General features: G+C 46.9%; 18 protein-coding genes. 13 read left to right on the top strand and 5 right to left on the bottom strand.

Features of this window, described 5'->3' with window-relative positions; genetic code table 11:
• From CSD97_RS16535 to CSD97_RS16510, 6 genes are all read left to right on the top strand, one after another.
• The coding region (locus CSD97_RS16535) for a UDP-N-acetyl glucosamine 2-epimerase (protein WP_098032738.1) at positions 1–783 on the top strand (783 nt) is incomplete at its 5' end.
• 9 nt (positions 784–792) lie between these two features.
• On the top strand, positions 793–2,025 hold the full coding sequence (locus tag CSD97_RS16530; RefSeq protein WP_055288430.1) for a glycosyltransferase family 4 protein: 1,233 nt from the start codon (positions 793–795) through the stop codon (positions 2,023–2,025).
• 73 nt (positions 2,026–2,098) lie between these two features.
• Positions 2,099–2,290, top strand: a complete 192-nt coding sequence (locus CSD97_RS16525; RefSeq protein WP_035457993.1) for a hypothetical protein — start codon at positions 2,099–2,101, stop codon at positions 2,288–2,290.
• Positions 2,287–2,607 (top strand): hypothetical protein, encoded by a 321-nt coding sequence (locus CSD97_RS16520; protein ID WP_005829173.1) that lies wholly within the window; start codon positions 2,287–2,289, stop codon positions 2,605–2,607. Before CSD97_RS16525 ends, CSD97_RS16520 begins: the two co-directional genes overlap by 4 nt.
• A gap of 9 nt (positions 2,608–2,616) precedes the next feature.
• Entirely contained in the window at positions 2,617–3,597 is a 981-nt protein-coding gene (locus tag CSD97_RS16515; RefSeq protein WP_055288431.1) for an NAD-dependent epimerase/dehydratase family protein, read from the top strand.
• 51 nt (positions 3,598–3,648) lie between these two features.
• Positions 3,649–4,596 carry a glycosyltransferase family 4 protein gene (locus tag CSD97_RS16510; protein WP_055288432.1) on the top strand — a complete coding sequence of 316 codons (948 nt, stop codon included), beginning with the start codon at positions 3,649–3,651 and terminating at the stop codon, positions 4,594–4,596.
• A gap of 14 nt (positions 4,597–4,610) precedes the next feature.
• On the opposite strand, the gene CSD97_RS16505 is transcribed toward CSD97_RS16510, so the two are convergent.
• The 5 genes from CSD97_RS16505 to CSD97_RS16485 all read right to left on the bottom strand — a co-directional run bounded on the left by CSD97_RS16505 (position 4,611) and on the right by CSD97_RS16485 (position 13,335).
• Entirely contained in the window at positions 4,611–6,041 is a 1,431-nt protein-coding gene (locus CSD97_RS16505) for a hypothetical protein (protein ID WP_098032737.1), read from the bottom strand.
• A 194-nt stretch (positions 6,042–6,235) separates the two neighbouring features.
• Positions 6,236–8,359 carry a S9 family peptidase gene (locus tag CSD97_RS16500; protein ID WP_098032736.1) on the bottom strand — a complete coding sequence of 708 codons (2,124 nt, stop codon included), beginning with the start codon at positions 8,357–8,359 and terminating at the stop codon, positions 6,236–6,238.
• Between the two features lie 37 nt (positions 8,360–8,396).
• On the bottom strand, positions 8,397–9,728 hold the full coding sequence (locus CSD97_RS16495) for an MATE family efflux transporter (RefSeq protein ID WP_057098109.1): 1,332 nt from the start codon (positions 9,726–9,728) through the stop codon (positions 8,397–8,399).
• 102 nt (positions 9,729–9,830) lie between these two features.
• On the bottom strand, positions 9,831–11,684 hold the full coding sequence (gene yidC, locus CSD97_RS16490) for a membrane protein insertase YidC (RefSeq protein ID WP_098032735.1): 1,854 nt from the start codon (positions 11,682–11,684) through the stop codon (positions 9,831–9,833).
• Between the two features lie 31 nt (positions 11,685–11,715).
• Complete coding sequence (locus CSD97_RS16485) at positions 11,716–13,335, bottom strand: CTP synthase (RefSeq protein ID WP_098032734.1); 1,620 nt, start codon at positions 13,333–13,335, stop codon at positions 11,716–11,718.
• Between the two features lie 270 nt (positions 13,336–13,605).
• Here CSD97_RS16485 and CSD97_RS16475 point away from each other — a divergent pair, with 270 nt between their 5' ends.
• The 7 genes from CSD97_RS16475 (at position 13,606) to CSD97_RS16445 (ending at position 20,295) form a co-directional block, all read left to right on the top strand.
• Positions 13,606–15,045, top strand: coding sequence for a DUF3078 domain-containing protein (locus CSD97_RS16475; RefSeq protein ID WP_098032733.1), 1,440 nt, complete (start codon positions 13,606–13,608; stop codon positions 15,043–15,045).
• A 230-nt stretch (positions 15,046–15,275) separates the two neighbouring features.
• Positions 15,276–15,695, top strand: a complete 420-nt coding sequence (locus CSD97_RS16470; protein WP_016273709.1) for a SoxR reducing system RseC family protein — start codon at positions 15,276–15,278, stop codon at positions 15,693–15,695.
• A gap of 37 nt (positions 15,696–15,732) precedes the next feature.
• On the top strand, positions 15,733–16,635 hold the full coding sequence (locus tag CSD97_RS16465; RefSeq protein WP_098032732.1) for a Fe-S cluster domain-containing protein: 903 nt from the start codon (positions 15,733–15,735) through the stop codon (positions 16,633–16,635).
• A 60-nt stretch (positions 16,636–16,695) separates the two neighbouring features.
• A complete protein-coding gene (rsxC, locus tag CSD97_RS16460; protein ID WP_005829145.1) occupies positions 16,696–18,033 on the top strand; it encodes an electron transport complex subunit RsxC in 1,338 nt (445 codons plus the stop codon).
• A 6-nt stretch (positions 18,034–18,039) separates the two neighbouring features.
• Positions 18,040–19,032, top strand: a complete 993-nt coding sequence (locus tag CSD97_RS16455) for an RnfABCDGE type electron transport complex subunit D (protein ID WP_005829143.1) — start codon at positions 18,040–18,042, stop codon at positions 19,030–19,032.
• Positions 19,029–19,694, top strand: coding sequence for an RnfABCDGE type electron transport complex subunit G (locus CSD97_RS16450; protein WP_005829140.1), 666 nt, complete (start codon positions 19,029–19,031; stop codon positions 19,692–19,694). The genes CSD97_RS16455 and CSD97_RS16450 overlap by 4 nt, the downstream gene beginning before the upstream one ends.
• Positions 19,695–19,710: 16 nt before the next feature.
• Positions 19,711–20,295, top strand: coding sequence for an electron transport complex subunit E (locus CSD97_RS16445; RefSeq protein WP_005829138.1), 585 nt, complete (start codon positions 19,711–19,713; stop codon positions 20,293–20,295).
• Positions 20,296–20,375 lie beyond the last annotated feature (80 nt).

Raw genomic sequence — 20,375 nt, 5'->3', positions numbered from 1 at the left:
GGCAACCGCTGCTTTGACGAGTGCCTGCCTGAGGAGACCAACCGCCGTATTGTGGACGTCATTTCCGATGTGAACCTCTGCTATTCGGAGCATGCCCGCAGATACCTGAACGCTTCGGGCGTGGCGAAAGAACGTACATACGTAACCGGTTCGCCCATGGCGGAAGTCCTGCATGAGAATTTGTCCGAAATAGAGTCTAGCGATATTCATCAGAGGTTGCATCTCCAGAAAGGTAAATACATCCTGCTTTCCGCGCACCGGGAAGAGAACATTGACACGGAGAAGAACTTCCTGTCCCTTTTCAGGGCGGTTAACGCTATGGCCGAGAAATATGACATGCCCATACTTTACAGTTGTCATCCCCGTAGCAGGAAACGTCTGGAATCAAGCGGCTTTGCACTTGACAGTCGTGTGATTCAGCATGAACCTCTCGGTTTCCACGACTACAACTGCCTGCAGATGAACGCCTATGCCGTTGTGAGTGACAGCGGTACTCTGCCTGAGGAGAGCAGTTTCTTCACTTCTGTGGGGCATCCTTTCCCTGCTGTATGCATCCGTACCAGTACGGAGCGTCCCGAGGCTCTTGACAAGGGTATCTTTGTCCTTGCCGGTATTGATGGGAAATCCTTGCTTCAGGCTGTAGATACTGCCGTGGAGATGAATAGGAATGGGGACGATGGCCTGCCGGTGCCCAATTATACGGATGAGAATGTATCGGCCAAGGTTGTGAAGTTGATTCAGAGCTATACGGGGGTGGTGAACAAGATGGTTTGGAGAAAATAATGGTGAGACATGCCTAAGAAAATTTTGATACATAGCCTGATTTTCAGTCCGGATGGAGTTTCGACAGCCTATCTTTATAATGATATTGCTCTGAAATTCCAAGAAAACGGTTATGAAGTATTGGTATTGACAACTACGCCTCATTACAATGTTGTGGAATCACAACTGGCAGCACAACCTCTGAAATGGAAGGTTTGGGGGATTTGTAAAGAAAGCTGTTTTCATGGAATCAGAGTTCTTCATGTACCCCAGAAGAAATTCAGAAATACATTTCTGCGTGTCCTGGGATTTGTCTATTGGCATATTATCTCTTTCCTGATTGGTTTGTCCCAGAGAAATATAGATGTCATACTGTCACCTTCCCCTCCTTTGACTATCGGTGTAATCAACATTTGGCTGGCGAAAATCAAGGGATGTAAAACCATATATAATGTGCAGGAAATATATCCTGACATCTTGAAACGAAAGGACGGGCTTGTTATAGAACAGCTACGTAGGATGGAACGGTATGTTTATAATAACTCAACGGCCGTAACGACAATAGACCAGGTTTTTTATAATGTAATAGCCGGAAGGTTTAAGGATAAGTCCAAGCTTTGTATAATACCTAATTTTGTAGATACAGAATTGTATAATTCTCAAGGTGGAAATGTAGAATGTCTGAATCCCCATTTTTTCCCTACCACAGATTCTTTGAAATTGCTTTATGCCGGGAATATTGGTTATGCCCAAGATTGGGAGCCCTTAATTTGTCTGGCAGAAAAGACGAAAGGGTTTTCCATTGAATACTTTATAATCGGTGAGGGAGTCATGAAACCCGTTCTTGAGGAGAAAGTACGTGAGTTGGAGCTGGATAATGTGCATATTTTGCCCTATCAGCCCAGAAGTTTGATGCCGTCCATTCTTGCCTATTCAGACATCCAGTTTATTTTCATGAACCCTGAAATGGAGATGCAGGGATTCCCTTCCAAGGTTTATACAATCATGGCATGTGGTAGGCCTTTATTGGTCTGCTCGGGAAAGGATACGCCTATCATCAATTTCCTGCAGGAACATGGCTGTGCAAAATTGATTACAGAGAAGAGTTTGGAAAAGAAGGTGGGAGAAATGGTGGATTGGCTGAATTCCGTCTCAAGAAGCGAACTAGCTTTACTGGGTCGAAATGGTGTAGAGGTGATTAAGCGATTATATTCCAAGGATGTGGTAACTCAAAAATATGTAGACTTAGTTGAAGCTTTATGAACATACGATATTTATCAGTCAATGATTAGGATAACTTGATATTTCCGGGTATCTTTGTGGAAAGATTGGATGTATGAGGAAGATTAAGCCATATAAGGAACAAGAACCGATGGTGCCGAATGTTGGTGAACCGGTAGTTGTATATACGGGTAATGAGAATAATCCGAATATCGTTACGGAAGGACGTGATGACATTAGGCATGCTATTTCCGGTGAAGAATTATTGGATAGGCTTTGCCCTCGTATAAAGGCTTTGTTTGGATGAGAGTCGTATTCGCTCCCGAAGTAGAGGAGGATTTGTATGGGCTTATAAAAATACTTGTTGAGAAGGAGTATTTAGGTACTTATCCTTTTGCTATTTCTTATGTAGAAGAACTGATAGCTGATATTCAACAGAACATTCATTCTAAATTAAAAAAGAAAGCGCCCGCTTTTTTTGAGCGTTATGGTAAGGATATGTATTACATCACTTATCAACGTAATTCTAATACGACGTGGTATATTTTCTTCTCTGTCATTGGAGATACTTATTTTATTAAATACATAACCAATAATCACGTTTCCGGTCAGTATATTTTTTAGCATATTTCAATGAACATACTCGTCACTGGAATCCACGGCTTTGTGGGTTCCAATCTCGTTGTTGCCCTAAAGGAACGTCATAGCCTTTACGGGCTGGATATTGTTGCTCCTGAAAAGGAGGGGGTGGTAAAGACTTTCTCCTGGAAGGATATTGAACCAGCTTCTTTTCCGATGCGGAATCTTCCTGAATTCGATGCCATTATTCATCTGGCTGGTAAAGCCCATGACACGAAGAACCGGTCTGCTGCCCAATCCTATTTTGATATTAATACGGGATTGACCCAAAAGATATTTGATTTCTTTCTGGAATCGTCTGCGAAGAAGTTCGTATTTTTCAGTTCTGTGAAAGCCGCTGCAGACAGTGTGGTGGGTGATATGCTGACTGAAGATGTGGTGCCTGCTCCGGTAGGGCCTTATGGGGAAAGTAAGATAGCAGCCGAGAATTACATCCTTGACAAGTTGAAGGTTGAGAATGGGAAATTGAAAGCTAATCCTTATGATGACAAGCAGGTTTATATCCTGCGTCCCTGCATGATTCATGGTTCCGGCAATAAGGGCAATCTGAATCTTCTTTATAATGTGGTGAGGAAAGGTGTTCCCTGGCCTTTGGGGGCTTTTGAGAACAGAAGGTCTTTTACTTCGATAGACAATCTCTGCTATGTGGTGGAAGGGCTGTTGACCAAGGAGGTGGCGAGTGGTATCTACCACATGGGAGATGACGAGGCCTTGTCCACAAATGAGCTGATAGCTTTGATGTGTCGGGCTTTGGAGCGTAAGCCGCATATCTGGAAGATAAACAGAGGACTGATGGAGTTCTGTGCCCGTTTTGGGACTCTGCTCCATTTACCTTTGAATGAAGAGCGTCTGCGCAAGTTGACAGAGAATTATGTGGTGAGTAATGCGAAGATAAAGGCTGCCCTGGGTATTGACAGAATGCCGGTGAGGGCAGAGGAGGGGATAGTGAGAACGATAAAATCGTTCTCAAATTAAAAGTTAAGAATTAAAAATTGATAATTAAAAATTAAAGAGGAAAATACTGTTATGTATTATCTGTTAATATTGGTTCTGCTGTTTTTGGCAGAACTTTTTTATTTTAAGGTGGCTGATAGGTGCAATATCATCGACAAGCCCAATGAGCGGAGTTCTCATACGAAAGTGACTTTAAGGGGTGGTGGGATTATATTCTATTTCGGAGCGTTGGCCTATTTCCTGACGAGTGACTTTGAATATCCCTGGTTCCTGCTTGCCTTGACACTGGTGACGTTCATCAGCTTCGTGGACGATATAAAATCCACCGGACAGATGACAAGGCTGCTTTTTCATTTCTCTGCTATGGCTATGATGTTTTATCAGTGGGGGCTGTTCTCCTTGTCTTGGTGGTGGATAGTCATTGCCTTGATAGTCTGTACGGGCATCATCAATGCCTACAATTTTATGGATGGGATTAATGGGATAACGGGAGGTTATTCTCTGGTTATTCTTGCTGCGTTGGCTTATGTCAATAATGAGGTGGTTACTTTTGTAGAAGCGAATTTCATCTATACCGTTATCTGTTCTGTTCTAGTCTTCTGCTTCTTCAATTTCCGCAAGCGTGCCAAATGCTTTGCCGGTGATGTGGGTTCGGTGAGCATTGCCTTTATTCTTCTTTTCCTGATAGGCAGGCTCATCATCCAGACTGGTGATTTCAGTTGGATTGTCTTATTGTCCGTTTATGGGGTAGACAGTGTTCTGACTATCATTCATCGTCTGATACTTCATGAGAATATCGGGCTGCCGCATCGCAAGCATCTGTATCAGATTATGGCGAATGAGCTGAAGATTCCTCATGTCATAGTCTCTCTGGTCTATATGACAATACAGACTTTTATAATAGTAGGATATATTTATTACCAACGGTATGGCTATATCTTCTTGATAGGGTGTATCTTACTGTTGAGCGCAATATACGTACTCTTCATGAAAAAGTATTTTTCAAGACATATCTCTTGAATTACTGTCTTCCATTATACAATTTCCACGGTCACCTGAATACCCAAAGCTTTGGCAATACGCTCGATATCACGCTTCTTTGTTTTTGTATTGCTGCAGGTCATAAGAAACCGTCCGTTGCCTAATGGTTTTTGAGCGCGCTGGTATTTCTCATGAAGTGTGTTTGATATCAAGGGAATCTTGCATACCTTGATATTTAAAGATTGCACTTGTTCCACACCTACTGTCATCACAAATTGCCGGAAAGTCTCGGCTGCTTGTGTTTCTTGAATTACTTTCCCATTACCAAAAGTAATCTTTAATCGGGATATTGGAGTATTGCTTTCCGTATCATTGGTTACTTGGTACAGTTTCTTTGCTGCTTCAAGAAATCTTGGAAATAATGTTCCCCACTGGTTGTTGACAACAATTTTTGTTCCGTCTGCCAATAAAATAACTTCATCAGGCTTAAGAAAGTAACGTTTCTTTAAATCGGGATGAGATTTGATTTTTTCTTGGACTTCTATCAAGGTACGTATTACACCCAATGCTTTACTGTGTAAATTGGATGGAAAGACTTTTTCCAGTTCAACATAGTTTATGTTGGGATGGTCTTTGATATAGTGCTTGACTACTTCCAATACAAAACGTCTTTTGACATAGAAGTTGATTCCATCCACTGAGAATTTTGTATGGTCTTTGGAATCACTTTCTTTATAGTCGTTTTGTGAGTTTTTAGATGTTTGCCTCGTTTTAAGTTGTAATGAAGGGAGAATGCTCTTATTTTCGTAATGTACTGTAAGCGTAAGATTGGCAAATTCTTCATTAATGGCGGATTCCTCAAATCCTTCAGCTGTAAACTTGTCTTTGAGCAACGAAATCATATTCTTTACCCCATTGCCTTCGGATAAGAATTCTGACACCCTCCTATGCAGATTATTACGCGCTTGGATTTTTTTATATTGCTCATTACAGAATGTTTCTATTTTTTCCAGATTGAATTTGTCGTAAGTTAGCAGGTCACAGATGATGGAACCATTTACATCTTCTTTCTTAAATTCTGCTGTAAATACACAGATGGGATTCTCGCCATCGTTGGGAATGTCGTAGTAAAGCTGTATCTTTTCTCCTATATATAATCCGACATTAAGTTTCAGTTGGCGCATATACGACATCAACTGATTTTCTTGCCTCTCATTTTGTATATTAGACGGACGTTTTATTTCAATTGGGAGTACGGGGGATTGTGTATCATGTTCGTTCTTTCGCCAAAGTACAATGTCCGGGCGTATGGAGTTGCTATTGCCTATCGGTAATGTATACTGGGATACCATTGTTCCATTGGTCTTTTTCCATCCAAGAAATTTCAAGCAGTTCTCTATTTCCCGCTGGTAATCACCTTCTACCGAATTTGTTTCAAAATACGGTATCAGTGTTTCCACAATCTCAGGCCAATTTTCATTCATCTTTTATCGGGTTATATTAGGACATATTGTTTACACTTCTTCGGAGTGTGCATAAAGCAAATGTATTGACTTTATTTGAACTGCCCAAATTATAGTCATAAAAAATGAATCGGGCGGTGTACAATAAAAACAAATAGTCCCGGATTCTTGACAAAGAATCCGGGACTATTTGTTTTTATCGTTTTTGAGAGGCTTTACTTAGCCGGCTTCAACCATTTGTCCAGCCATTCAAAGAAGGTACGTTGCCACAGCACGCCATTCTGAGGTTTCAGTACCCAGTGGTTTTCGTCCGGATAGATAAGCAGTTCGGCAGGAACGCCACGCATCACGGCTGCATCGAAGGCGGCCATTGCCTGGTTGGCAAGGATGCGGAAGTCCTTCTCTCCGTGGATGCAGAGGATAGGGGTGTCCCATTTGTCGACGAAGAGATGCGGGGAGTTGGCAAAAGTGCGTTGTGCCGTAGCGTTGTTCTTTTCCCAATAAGCACCGCCCATATCCCAGTTGGCAAACCATTTCTCTTCCGTTTCCAGATATTGCATTTCCATGTTGAAGATACCGTCGTGTGCGATGAATGCCTTGAAGCGTTTGTCATGGTGTCCGGCAAGCCAATATACGGAGAAGCCTCCGAAGCTGGCGCCTACGCAACCCAGGCGGTCTTTGTCGACGAAAGGTTCCTTGGCCATTTCGTCAATGGCAGTGAAGTAGTCCTTCATGCACTGGCCGCCATAATCACCGCTGATGGCTTCGTTCCACTCTACACCGAAGCCCGGAAGACCACGACGGTTGGGAGCTACGATGATATAGTCGTTTGCCGCCATAATCTGGAAATTCCAACGGTAGCTCCAGAACTGGCTGACGGGACTCTGAGGACCACCTTCACAGAAGAGGAGGGTGGGGTACTTCTTGTTAGGGTCGAACTGTGGAGGATAAATCACCCAGGTCAGCATCTGCTTGCCGTCGGTGGTCTTCATCCAGCGGGCTTCCACTTTACCCATTTCCAGCTGGTCGTAAATCTGCTTGTTTTCTGTGGTCAGTTGCACTGCTTCTGCAAAAGCGTCGCCGTTGCGTGCACTGTTTACGGCATAGATTTCGTCGCCCATGCTCATGGAGTGGCGTTTGGCGATAATCTTGTCTCCGCAAAGGGCGAGTGAAGCATAGTCGTGCATGCCGTCGGTGAGCTGGGTAAGCTTGTCGTTTCCGGCAAGGTCGATGTTGTAAATCTGTGTCTCGCCATGCCATACACCGATGAAGTAGATGCTCTGGGAATCTTTGTTCCACAAGAAGGCGTCCACGTTCGATTCGAAAGCTTTGCTTACAAAACGTTTCTCACCGGTCTCGAGGTTCATGATAAACAAGCGGTTCAAGTCGGCTTCGTAGCCGTCACGTTCCATGCTCTGCCAGGCGATGTATTTGCCGTCGGGAGAGTATTGGGGATTCGTATCATATCCCTTGTTTTCTTCCGTGATGTTTTTGGTTTCCTTGGAGGCAAGGTCGTAGATATAAATGTCGGAGTTGGTGGAAATGGCATACGCCAGTCCGGTTTTCTTACGGCATGTATAGGCCACCTTATCAGAAGACGGGCTCCATGCCAGCTGCTCGATACCGCCCCAGGGCTTCATCGGGCTTTCGTATGGCTCTCCCTCAAGAATATCAGTGACATTGCTGATGGCATTGCCGTCGAAATCAGCAACAAACGGATGGGGAGCAGTAGTCACCCATTCATCCCAATGCTTGTACATCAGGTCGGTAACGATGATGCCGGTGGCTTTAGGAAGGTCCGGATGTTTGTCTGCCGTACTCTTCACGGTCTTTACCTGGGCAATGAAAAGGAGTTTCTTGCCGTCGGGCGAGAAAGAGAACCCTTCGATGTCTCCCTCGTATTGAGTCAGCTGCTTGCGTCCGCTGCCGTCGGGATTCATTTCCCATACCTGGCTGCTGCCGCTTTCGTTGCAGAGGAAGGCAAGCTTCTTGCCGTCCTTGAACCATGTGGGCTGTCCTTCTTGCCAGGCGTCATGCGTTATCTGGGTATTGCCACTACCGTCGGCATTCATGACGAAGACTTCGCTGTTACTCTTGTTCTGGGGCACGCTGTAATAGGATACCGTGTAGGCAATTTGCTTTTCGTCGGGAGATACGGCTACACTGCCGATACGTCCCATCGCCCAGAGTGCCTCGGGTGTCATACGCTTTCCTTCAATCTTGATGTCCGACCGCTGGATGAGCGCTGCTGCGTCCTGCTGCTGTCCGGCATCTTTTGTTCCTCCGCAGGAGGCCAATGTCATGGCTGCTGACATAAGTAGTAGATTTACTTGTTTCATATATGTTTTTTGTTTCGGTTATTTCAATGCAAAGATACTAAATTTTCCTTCCTTGCCAATTCCCACGTTTGATATATAGCCAGCAGAAAATGAGAATAAAGCTGGAATAAACCATTTCCGAGGTCCAGCAAATGGCCACGTCGAGTTGCAGAATCAGAATAATGTAGGTGATATAGGCTGTGTAGATGACCAGCGTAGCCATCTCCAACCCCCATGCCGTACGCGTGTTGCCGGTTCCGGAAACTGCCTGGAAATAGACATTGGCAGGAACCAGGAACAGATAGGTGGAGCACATCACCCAGAGCGAATGTACGGCAGCGTCCTGCAGGTCGGGTATGTCGGTATAAATTCCCAGAATCAGCTTGGGGAACACCGCGAAAAGCAATGCCAGCGGAAGTACGAAGACGTAGGCTATGCGTACGTGCTGCCGGATGGTGCCTGCCACGCAATCGGAGTGGCCTGCACCGATGAGGTTGCTGACCAGTGACCCGCAGGTAGAGGCAAATGCCATGAGTACCATGAACAGTATGCCGGACACGTTGCGGACAATGTTGGTCACTGCCAGCGAGCGCTCTCCCAGATGCTCCACATAAAGGAAGAAAAGGAACCAGGTGGAGAGGGAGAAGAAATTCTGTATCATGGTCCAGAAAGAGACGTTCAGCATCCGTTTCAATACGTCCAGCCGGAACTTCGGAATACGGTCCAGCCCGTACTTGCAGCAGTCGATACGGCTACGGGTATAGAGGATGAAGAATAACAGCGAAACCAGCTCGGCCAATGAGGAGCCGATGGCGGCTCCGGCAATGCCGAGTGCAGGAAAACCGAATTTACCGAAAATCAGGATATAGTTGAATACGACATTGCTCAACACCATGACGATGGAGTTCAGTGTCAGTGTCTTGGTCTGGGTGGTTCCCAAGAAAAAGGCACGGAACATGACTGCGCTGAACGAGAAGAAGGCACCGAATACACGCCAATGCAGGTAGCTGGTGGCTGCTTCGTAGATATGTTCCGAGGCTACGATGCGTTTCAGGATAATCGGCGAGAAGCAATAGGACAGCAGGAACATGACTGTCGCCATCCCGACTTGGAAATAGATGCCCTGATAGAACAAGTCACCGATTTCCTTATACTGCTGTTCGCCGTTGCGCCGGGCAATGAGTATCTGTGCCCCGATGCTGAAACCGAAGGCAACCATGAAGATGACCATGTAGAAGACACCGGCGATGGCAGATGCTCCCAGCTCGACTTCGCCCACACGCCCGAGGAAGGCGGTGTCCGTCATACCTATCATCTGCTCCATAAGGAGGCTGATTAGGATAGGGTAGGCTATGAGCCAGATTTGTTTGTAAGTGTATTTAGTCTGCATAATTTAGAGTCTGTGAATTTTTTCGTTGGTGTAAGGATAAGAAAGCCGGGCAAATGTCATTGTCCGGCTTTCTGCAAAAGAATATCTTGAACGGTAGTCTTACTACTTTTTGTTCTGTTTTTCTTTCATCATCTGTTCCTGCTGTTTCTGCATGGCTTCCAGACGAGCGGCGAAACCGGTTTTCTTCATCTTCTTCGGGTCTTTCTTGTTGGCTTCCAACTGAGCAAGAAGGGCTTCCTCATTGGTTGTCTTGCGCATGATGAGCGTTGTTACCACACTGACTAACGTAGAGATGAAGTAGTAATAGTTCAATCCCGAAGGATAGTCGTTCAATATGAAGAGGAACATGATAGGCATCAGGTATGACATCCACTTCATGGCAGCCATCTGCGGATTGGCACCCGTATCCTGTTGCTGCATCATGTACTTCGTGTTCAATATGTTGGTAACCGTCATCAGCAGGCAGAACAAGCTGAGGTGGCTTCCCAGGAACGGGATATGGAACGGGAAGTTGATGAACGCATCGTAAGTGGAAAGGTCGTCTGCCCACAAGAAGCTCTGCTGGCGGAGTTCAATGGCACTCGGCACGAACATGAACAAGGCCATCAAGATAGGGAACTGTATCAGCATCGGCAGACATCCGCCCATCGGACTGACTCCGTACTGGCTGTAGAGGCCCATCACTTCCTGCTGCTTCTTCATGGCATCTTCCTGCTTGGGGTACTTCTTGTTTATCTCGTCGATTTTCGGTTTCAGTACGCGCATCTTGGCAGAGGACATGTAGGTTTTCCACGTTGCGGGGAATACTACAGCTTTTACGATTAACGTCATGAACAACAGTACGATACCCATGCTCAACCCCCAACTGGACAACCAGTCGAAGATGTTGATGGTGAACCATTTGTTTATCCAGCGGATGAGCGGCCAGCCCAGATAGACCAGACGGTTCAGCTCCCACTTCTCGTCACGCCCCTTGTCGAGTGCGGTCAGGGTCTTGTAGTGATTGGGGCCGAAGTAGAAGAACAGCTGGGTAGGTTCCTTGCCAGCAGGGTCGAACTTCGTGCTCATCTCCGCAGAATAGTCCTTAATGTAGCCGCTGCCTTGAGTCTCCATCTTGGAACTCAGTTTGGTCTTTTCAAAGTCGGCATCTGCCAAAAATACTGAAGAGAAGAACTGGTTCTTGAAAGCAATCCAGTCCAGGCGTTCCGGAACTTCCTTTTCGTCGTTCTTGTTGGCAGACAGATAATCGGTACCCTCTCCGGTGATTTTGTAAGTCAGTTCAGCCAGACGGTTCTCGTAGGTGTAACCCTTCTCTATCTGACGGGCACGCTGAGACCACTCGATGTCCACATAATTGTTGGTAGTCGCCAGCTTACCTTCCATATTGACTGCCTGAATAGTAAAGTCTATCAGGTATGTGTCATTGTGCATGCGATATGTAAAGTCGATATAGCTGTTGCTGTCTGCCGACAAACGCATGGTGACGGTACTGTCCGTACGGTTTACTGCGGTGAAATAATAGTCTTCCGTCTGGATAGTCTCTTTCTTGTTGTAAAAGAGGAAATTCATGGAAGCGTCATTGCCGCTGAACAGTGTGACGGGGGTCGTCTTGTCTTGTCCCATGTATTCCTTCAGCGTGGCCGAAGCTATGCGCCCGCCTTTTGTATCTACGGTTATTTCTGCCAGGTTGTTCTGGATGGTTACCTGCGAGTTAGTTCCTTGACGGGCGTCGAAGAAGAGGGCAGTGGAGTCAACGCTTGCTTCCGCTCCGCTTTCGTTGGCCAGGGCTGCTTCCGCCTTGGCTTTCAAGTCGGCTTCGCGCTGTTGCACCTGGGCTATGGAGTCGTAGTAACGTTGCTGTGCTTCCAACTGCTCCTGGCTGGGACGGCTCAGAAAGCTGAAACCTACTAACAATATCGCTATCAGAACAAGACCTGTGATGGTATTTTTATCCATTCTTTGTTGATTACAAATTACTTATTACAAATTATTTCTTTTCGTTTTCATTTTCGATGGCGGCCTTCACGAATGCTACGAACAGTGGGTGCGGATGCAATACCGTACTGCTGTATTCGGGATGGAACTGGGTACCGACAAACCACTTCAATGCGGGAATCTCAACAATTTCCACCAAGTCCGATTCGGGGTTTATACCCACACACTTCATACCTGCTGCTTCGTAGGCATCCTTGAAGCTGTTGTTGAATTCGTAGCGGTGACGGTGACGTTCCTGGATATGCTCGGTACCGTATGCCTCGTATGCCTTGCTGCCTTTCTGCAGAACACATTCGTAGGCACCCAGACGCATGGTTCCACCCATATTGGTGATGGACTTCTGCTCTTCCATGATGTCGATGACATTGTGCGGTGTCTTTTCGTCCATCTCGCGTGAGTTGGCATCGGCATAACCCAGTACGTTACGGGCAAATTCGATGGCGATACACTGCATACCCAGACAGATACCGAAGGTGGGGATGTCGTGCGTACGCGCATATTTGATGGCTACGAACTTGCCGGCAACGCCGCGTTCGCCGAAGCCCGGACCGATAAGTACGCCTGCCATACCTTTCAAGGCTTCTGTCACATTCTCGTCCGTCAGCTTTTCACTGTTCACGAAGTCTACCGACACCTTGCGGTCATTGTAGGTTCCTGCTTGTGAAAGGGCCTCGCGGATGGACTTGTAGGCATCCTGCAAGTCATATTTGCCCACCAATGCGATGTGCAGCGGGGCAGTCTCTTCGGCTTTGTGACGGCGTTCGAGGAAAGCGCGCCACGGTCCCAGTCCCGGAGTATCACCGACGGGAAGTCCCATTTTCTTCAAAATGGTAACGTCCAGTCCTTGGCTCTGCATCAAGATGGGCACCTCGTAGATGGTAGGCGCGTCGATGCTCTGCACCACGGCATTTTCGTCCACATTGCAGAACAGAGCCACTTTCTTGCGCAGGGTGGTACTCAACTCATGTTCCGTACGCAGTACGAGGACATCGGGTTGGATACCGGCACTTTGCAGTTCCTTTACGGAGTGCTGGGTGGGCTTGGTCTTCAGCTCACCGGCAGCTGCCAGGTAGGGGACATAAGTAAGGTGTACGCACAAGGCGTCTTTTCCCAGTTCCCACTTCAGCTGACGGATGCTTTCCAGATAGGGCAGAGACTCGATGTCACCCACTGTACCGCCAATCTCGGTAATAACAAAGTCGAATTTGTATTTGTTTCCCAGCAGTTTTACATTACGCTTGATTTCGTCTGTAATATGGGGAATAACCTGAATTGTCTTTCCCAGATAGTCACCCCGGCGCTCTTTGTCGATGACGCTTTTGTAGATGCGTCCGGTCGTGATATTGTTGGCCTTGGTGGTCTGGATGCCCAGGAAGCGTTCGTAATGGCCCAAATCGAGGTCGGCTTCGTGGCCATCCACGGTAACGTAGCATTCGCCGTGTTCATAAGGGTTCAGTGTACCCGGGTCGATGTTGATGTACGGGTCAAACTTCTGGATGGTTACCTTGTAACCTCTTGCTTGCAGCAATTTACCGATGGAGGATGAGATGATACCTTTACCTAATGAAGAGGCAACACCACCGGTGACGAAAATATACTTTGTTTCTCCCACAACTATATTATTTTATTAATTGTTTAATCTAATGCCAAGAGCCTATACGGCTTGTCGTTCAGGGTGCGCACTGCTCCCGTCAGTACACGTAGAACTTAAAAAGCGCAAAATTATAAAAAAAAGAGGAAGTAGAGAAAGTTTCGATGAAACAATTATTAAAAAATACGATTTCATCGAAGAAAGTCCTTCTTGCCTTTTTCTTATGGCTTTTCTATGTTTTCTAAACATTTTAAGCTAAATTTGCGCTCGAAACATAGACTTTAGGGCATTATGAAGAATAGACACATTGCATTTTGGTTAATTGCTACGATGATTTCTTCGTCGGTGATGGCACAGAATACGCTGGATACCGCCTCGAAGAACAGTGGACAGGAAACAACTGCCAAAGCCGACACCTTGCCGGATATAATGAAAGAATACATGATTCTGAAATTGAAACCGGAAGGTATGGGTTACAAGCTGGATACTGTTTCCATATTATATGAAAGGTATATCGGAGTGCTGGATTATTTGAATGACCCCACGACTCCGGAGCGTTATATACCTTCCAATCCGAACTACTATAGGTTGTTCCTTCCCCTTACCTATTATTATGCCCCCATGAGACGCCTTTCCAAGGTGGACTGGCATTTCCAGGTGCCTGATACGGTGCCTGCCCTGACGCGCGAGATGTTGCCGTTCGACACACTGAGTTTCACCTCAAAGGACCGAGCCAACAAACTGGTGGACCGTACGCTGCTGAACACGTATGTAGATTGTCCCAATCTGGTTGTAATGACCGAGAAGGAGGTGATGAAAGGGAAGATATTCAAGGATAATATAGAGAAGGAGGTTTCTTCCAAGCCGTCCGTCGTGAAACTGTTTGCACAAGAGAATATGGTGGGAGTGAAGGAGGAAGCCGACGTGATTATCCACAAGCCCAACTGGTGGGTGACGGGTGGAAACGGTTCATTGCAGATTACCCAGAACTATATCTCCGACAACTGGTACAAGGGAGGTGAGAGCACTAACGCCGTGCTTGCCAACCTGCAATTGTTTGCCAACTATAATGACCGTGAAAAGGTGCAGTGGGAAAATCTGCTCGATGCCAAGCTGGGCTTCAGCTCCGCACCTTCCGACGAGTTTCATAACTATCTGGTAAGTACCGACCAACTCCGGCTGTACAGTAAACTGGGTATTCAAGCTGCGTCCAAGTGGTATTATACCATCACGACTGAGTTTAAGACCCAGTTCTGCAATGGCTACAAGGCCAACAGTGAAGAGCTGGTTTCGGCTTTCTTTGCTCCGGCGGACTGGTCGAGCAGTATCGGTATGGACTACAAGTTGAAGAAGCAGAAATTCAGCTTGTCCGTTTTCATGGCTCCGCTGACGTACATGCTGCGCTATGTAGGAAATAAGGGGGTGAATGAAGTGAGTTTCGGTCTTGATGAGGGCAAATGCGTGAAGCATAACTTCGGTTCGCAGATACAGCCTACACTTTCATGGACCATCATTCCTTCCATCACGCTGGATTCCCGCTTGGACTTCCAGACCAGTTATGAGTGGACACGTATTGAATGGGAAAACACGGTGAACTTTGTGCTGAACCGCTATCTTTCCACCAAGCTCTATGTGCACGCCCGCTATGACGACAGTGCCAAGCCGACGGAAGGGGACAGCTATTTTCAGGTAAAAGAACTGCTCAGTTTCGGTATCAATTATAAATGGTAAATAAACAAATGGTCTGTTCGGAGTGAACAGATTATCTGTTTTAGTTAGTCAGACGGTCTGTTTTCCCTTGACAGACCGTCTGTTTTTTGTCTTTTTGTAGTCTGTGGCAGGTGAAAAAACATAAAAACATAGAAAAAGCACGTTTACGAACACAGAAAATGCATAGGAAAGGTTTGCAGTTCACAAATAATGCGTAAATTTGCCGCGATTTGTAATGCACACTTTGCAAAATGGCGAATACTATAAAACATCAAGGTATTGTGGAAAACATAAACGGTTCTCATCTCCAAGTGAGAATCATCCAGACTTCAGCGTGCGCTTCGTGTAGTGTCAAGGGACATTGTACCTCTGCGGATACGAAAGAGAAACTTGTCGATGTGGCCGATGCCGATGCCGCATCCTACCAGCCCGGCGACCGTGTATGGGTGACGGGCGAACTTTCAATGGGAGTGATGGCAGTTCTGTTTGCCTTTATATTTCCTTTCCTTATTCTGATAATCTCACTATTTGTCTTTATGGCTATCTGGAATGACGAGCTGCGTTCCGCGCTTTGTTCGCTAGCACTTCTTGTACCTTATTATTATATATTGTGGCTGAACAAGTCGCGGATGGGTAAGAAGTTCTCATTCTCCGTACGACCGATGAACTAACTAATAATAAAACAAATAATTAATAAACAACTAATTTATGAATGTAATTCTGATTGCAGTGATTTCATTGGGAGTTATAGCGCTGGTATCGGCCGCTATTCTTTACGTGGCTTCCAAGAAATTCGCCGTGTATGAAGATCCGCGGATTGCCCAGGTAGCAGAGGTGCTTCCCCAGGCAAATTGCGGTGGATGTGGTTACCCCGGTTGTAGCGGATTTGCAGATGCTTGCGTAAAGGCAGGTTCGCTGGATGGTAAACTTTGTCCGGTGGGTGGACAGCCCGTCATGACAAAGATTGCCGAGATTCTGGGCTTGGATGCCGCTGCTGCCGAACCTATGGTTGCGGTGGTGAGATGTAATGGAACTTGTGCCAACCGTCCTCGTGTGAACCAATACGATGGCGCCAAGAGTTGTGCCATTGCGGCTTCTCTCTATGGTGGTGAAACGGGTTGTAGTTATGGCTGTCTGGGATGCGGCGACTGTGTGGCTGCCTGCCAGTTCGATGCTATCCACATGAATCCGGAGACCGGACTTCCCGAAGTGGATGAGGAAAAGTGTACGGCTTGTGGAGCTTGTGCCAAGGCTTGTCCGAAATCTATCATTGAAATCCGTCCTCAAGGCAAGAAATCACGTCGTGTTTACGTACAGTGTGTAAACAAGGACAAGGGGGCCGTAGCACGCAAGGCTTGTACCGTGGCATGTATCGGTTGCGGCAAGTGTGTGAAGGTTTGTCCGTTCGAGGCTATCACGCTGGAAAACAATCTGGCTTACATTGACCCCAATAAGTGCAAATCCTGTCGCAAGTGCGAGGAAGCTTGTCCGCAAAACACAATCATTGCCCTCAACTTCCCGCCGCGCAAACCGAAGGCTGACGATGCAGCTCCCCAAGTAAAGGTTGCAGCTCCTAAAGCTGAGGTTGAGACTCCCAAAGCAGAGGTTTAGACTTCCCAAGTTGAGGTATGAATTAATAAAGTAAATAAACGACTAAAAATACAGAATTGTATGTTGAAGACATTTTCAATTGGTGGAGTCCATCCACACGAAAATAAACTTTCAGCACATCAGCCTATCATCAAGGCAGAGATTCCGGCCAAGGCCGCTATCTTGCTGGGACAGCACATCGGTGCTCCTGCCAAGCCTATCGTTGCCAAAGGTGATGTTGTGAAAGTGGGTACAAAGATTGCCGAGCCCGGCGGTTTTGTATCAGCAGCCATTCATTCGTCTGTCAGCGGGAAAGTCGCTAAGATTGACACGATTGTCGATGCCAGCGGTTACGCCAAGCCTGCTATATTCATTGACGTAGAAGGGGATGAATGGGAAGAATCCATTGACCGTTCCGAAACGTTGGTGAAGGAATGCAGTCTGACCTCCGAGGAAATCGTGAAGAAAATCGCTGATGCCGGTATCGTAGGTCTGGGCGGTGCATGCTTCCCTACGCAGGTCAAGTTGTGTCCTCCTCCTGCATTCAAGGCAGAGTGTGTCATCATCAACGCCGTAGAGTGCGAACCGTATCTGACTGCCGACCATCAGCTGATGCTGGAACATGCGGAAGAAATTATGGTAGGTGTATCCATTCTGATGAAAGCGGTAAAGGTGAACAAGGCATTCATTGGCATTGAGAACAACAAGCCCGATGCCATCCAGCTGATGACGAAAGTCGCTTCCAGTTATGCAGGTATCGAGGTGGTACCCTTGAAGGTACAATATCCGCAGGGTGGTGAAAAGCAGTTGATTGATGCAGTCATCAGTCGCCAGGTTGCAGCCGGTGCGCTGCCTATCTCCACGGGAGCTGTGGTGCAGAATGTGGGTACCGCATTTGCCGTTTACCAGGCCGTACAGAAGAACAAACCTCTGTTTGAACGTGTCATTACCGTGACTGGTAAGTCGTTGGCAAAGCCGTCCAATTTCCTGGCACGTATCGGTACGCCGATGAAGCAGCTGATTGAAGCTTGCGGCGGTCTGCCCGAAGATACGGGCAAGATTATCGGCGGTGGCCCGATGATGGGTAAAGCTCTGGTAAATACGGATGTACCGACAGCCAAAGGAAGCTCCGGTATTCTGATTATGAACGAGAAGGAAGCCAAGCGCGGCGAAGTACAGCCTTGTATCCGTTGTGCCAAGTGCGTGGGAGCCTGCCCGATGGGGTTGGAGCCGTATCTGCTGGCTACCGTTTCGGCCCACGGAGATTTTGAAAGAGTAGAGAAAGAAGACATTATGTCGTGTATAGAATGCGGTTCATGCCAGTTTACTTGTCCTTCCAACCGTCCGATGCTGGATTATATCCGCTTGGGTAAGGGTAAGGTAGGAGCGATGATCCGTGCACGTCAAGCTAAAAAATAACGAAGTATGAATAAATTAATCGTATCCCTTTCGCCCCACGTTCACGGCGGTGACAGCGTGAAGAAGAATATGTACGGTGTGCTTATCGCATTGATTCCGGCATTCCTCGTTTCGCTTTACTTTTTCGGACTGGGTGCGCTGATTGTTACGGCCACTTCCGTAGCAGCCTGCTTGTTCTTTGAATGGGCCATCGGCAAATTCCTCATGAAAAAAGAGACCACAACCATCACCGACGGCTCTGCCATCATTACCGGTGTGTTGCTGGCCTTTAACCTGCCTTCCAACCTGCCCATCTGGATTATCATCCTTGGTGCCTTGTTTGCCATCGGGGTAGGCAAGATGTCCTTCGGAGGTTTGGGTTGCAATCCCTTTAACCCTGCACTGGCAGGACGTGTATTCCTGTTGCTTTCATTCCCCGTGCAGATGACGACATGGCCGGCTGTAGGCCAGTTGACAGCCTATACGGATGCCACGACGGCTGCTACGCCGCTGGCTATTATGAAAGGTGTCATCAATGGTGCTCCGGGCATGTCCCTGAGCGACCTTCCGGGAGCTTTCGACCTTCTGATAGGTAATAATGGAGGATGTCTCGGTGAGGTGAGTGCCTTGGCGCTGCTGCTTGGTTTGTTCTACATGTTGTGGAAGAAAATCATCACCTGGCACATTCCGGTATCTATTCTGGTGACGGTATTCGTGTTCTCCGGTATCATGTATCTGGTCAATCCGGAACTTTATGTATCCCCGGTCGTACAGTTGTTGTCCGGTGGTCTGATGCTGGGTGCTGTCTTTATGGCTACGGACTACGTGACTTCTCCGATGAGCCACAAAGGTATGCTGATTTATGGTGTTTGCATCGGCCTGCTGACTGTCATCATCCGTCTGTTCGGTGCATATCCGGAGGGTATGTCGTTTGCCATTCTGATTATGAATGCGTTCACTCCGCTCATCAACACCTATGTTAAACCTAAACGCTTTGGGGAGGTAGCGAAGAAGAAATGAAAAAGTTAGAATCATCCTTGAAGAATATGTTGCTGGTACTTACGGGCGTTACCGCAATCTCCGTAGCGTTGCTGGCTTATGTAAACGAATTGACGAAGGAGCCCATTGCGCAGGCCAATGCAAAGACCTTGAGCGATGCCGTAAGTGCGGTGGTTCCGGGCTTCGACAATGACCCCATCGCCGAGAAGAAGATGCAGGAAGTAAACGGAGTACAGTATTCTGTATATCCTGCCACCAAAGGCGGAGAATATATCGGAGCTGCTGTGGAAGCTGTTGCCATGGGTTTTGGCGGTGAGCTGAAAGTGTTGGTCGGTTTCGATGCTGAAGGCAAAATCATCGACTACTCCTTGTTGTCGCATGTGGAAACTCCGGGGTTGGGTTCCAAGGCTGCCGACTGGTTCAAGAAAGGCAATAAAGGTGACATCACCGGCATGAATCCGGGTGAAGCTGCATTGACAGTGAGCAAGGACGGTGGTAAAGTAGATGCCATTACAGCGTCTACCATCACCTCACGTGCTTTTTTGAATGCAGTGAATGCGGCTTATGCTGCCTATGCCGGTCAGGAAACTGCCGACGGCACTACCGGCGCTACTCAAAAGAATGTTGAACAACCTGCTGATTCCGCAGCTCCCGAAGCTGTAGATACACTCAGCGCTAAATGAGAAAGGAGTAGAAGATATGAATAATTTTAAAGTTATGATGAACGGGATTATCAAAGAGAATCCTACGTTTGTACTCCTGCTGGGTATGTGTCCTACACTGGGTACCACTTCCTCTGCCATTAACGGTATGGGTATGGGACTGGCTACAATGTTCGTGCTGATATGTTCCAATGTGGTGATTTCTGCCATCAAGAATCTGATTCCCGATATGGTGCGTATCCCTTCATTCATTGTAGTCATAGCATCATTTGTGACACTGTTGCAGATGATAATGCAAGCTTACGTTCCTGCATTGTACGCCACACTGGGCCTGTTCATTCCGCTGATTGTTGTAAACTGTATCGTATTGGGACGTGCCGAGGCATTTGCTGCCAAAAACAATCCGGTGGCTTCCTTGTTCGACGGTCTGGGCATGGGCTTGGGCTTTACCATTGCACTGACATTACTGGGTGCCGTGCGTGAGTTCCTGGGAACCGGCAAGATATTCAACTTGAGTATCCTTCCTGAAGAATACGGCATGTTGGTATTTGTCCTTGCTCCGGGTGCATTCATCGCATTGGGCTATCTCATTGCTTTAATCAACAGTATGAAGAAGAATTAATAATGAAAAATTAAAAATGAAAAAATTGAGAACGTATCGGCGGTAGGCTGCCGGGCTTTTAATTTTTAGTTTTTAATTCT

Origin of the sequence: Bacteroides sp. AR29, assembly GCF_900217715.1 — a bacterium.
Classification (GTDB): Bacteria; Bacteroidota; Bacteroidia; order Bacteroidales; family Bacteroidaceae; genus Bacteroides; species Bacteroides uniformis.
This window is presented reverse-complemented; position numbering and strand designations above follow the sequence as displayed.

Bases quoted from the DNA above. Each gene is read 5' to 3' on its own strand.
- CSD97_RS16505 (WP_098032737.1), bottom strand. From the start codon at position 6,041: ATGAATGAAAATTGGCCTGAGATTGTGGAAACACTGATACCGTATTTT.
- CSD97_RS16515 (WP_055288431.1), top strand. From the start codon at position 2,617: ATGAACATACTCGTCACTGGAATCCACGGCTTTGTGGGTTCCAATCTC.
- CSD97_RS16500 (WP_098032736.1), bottom strand. From the start codon at position 8,359: ATGAAACAAGTAAATCTACTACTTATGTCAGCAGCCATGACATTGGCC.
- CSD97_RS16470 (WP_016273709.1), top strand. From the start codon at position 15,276: ATGGCGAATACTATAAAACATCAAGGTATTGTGGAAAACATAAACGGT.
- CSD97_RS16525 (WP_035457993.1), top strand. From the start codon at position 2,099: ATGAGGAAGATTAAGCCATATAAGGAACAAGAACCGATGGTGCCGAAT.
- yidC (WP_098032735.1), bottom strand. From the start codon at position 11,684: ATGGATAAAAATACCATCACAGGTCTTGTTCTGATAGCGATATTGTTA.
- CSD97_RS16510 (WP_055288432.1), top strand. From the start codon at position 3,649: ATGTATTATCTGTTAATATTGGTTCTGCTGTTTTTGGCAGAACTTTTT.
- CSD97_RS16465 (WP_098032732.1), top strand. From the start codon at position 15,733: ATGAATGTAATTCTGATTGCAGTGATTTCATTGGGAGTTATAGCGCTG.
- CSD97_RS16455 (WP_005829143.1), top strand. From the start codon at position 18,040: ATGAATAAATTAATCGTATCCCTTTCGCCCCACGTTCACGGCGGTGAC.
- CSD97_RS16520 (WP_005829173.1), top strand. From the start codon at position 2,287: ATGAGAGTCGTATTCGCTCCCGAAGTAGAGGAGGATTTGTATGGGCTT.
- CSD97_RS16475 (WP_098032733.1), top strand. From the start codon at position 13,606: ATGAAGAATAGACACATTGCATTTTGGTTAATTGCTACGATGATTTCT.
- CSD97_RS16450 (WP_005829140.1), top strand. From the start codon at position 19,029: ATGAAAAAGTTAGAATCATCCTTGAAGAATATGTTGCTGGTACTTACG.
- CSD97_RS16445 (WP_005829138.1), top strand. From the start codon at position 19,711: ATGAATAATTTTAAAGTTATGATGAACGGGATTATCAAAGAGAATCCT.
- CSD97_RS16530 (WP_055288430.1), top strand. From the start codon at position 793: ATGCCTAAGAAAATTTTGATACATAGCCTGATTTTCAGTCCGGATGGA.
- CSD97_RS16495 (WP_057098109.1), bottom strand. From the start codon at position 9,728: ATGCAGACTAAATACACTTACAAACAAATCTGGCTCATAGCCTACCCT.
- rsxC (WP_005829145.1), top strand. From the start codon at position 16,696: ATGTTGAAGACATTTTCAATTGGTGGAGTCCATCCACACGAAAATAAA.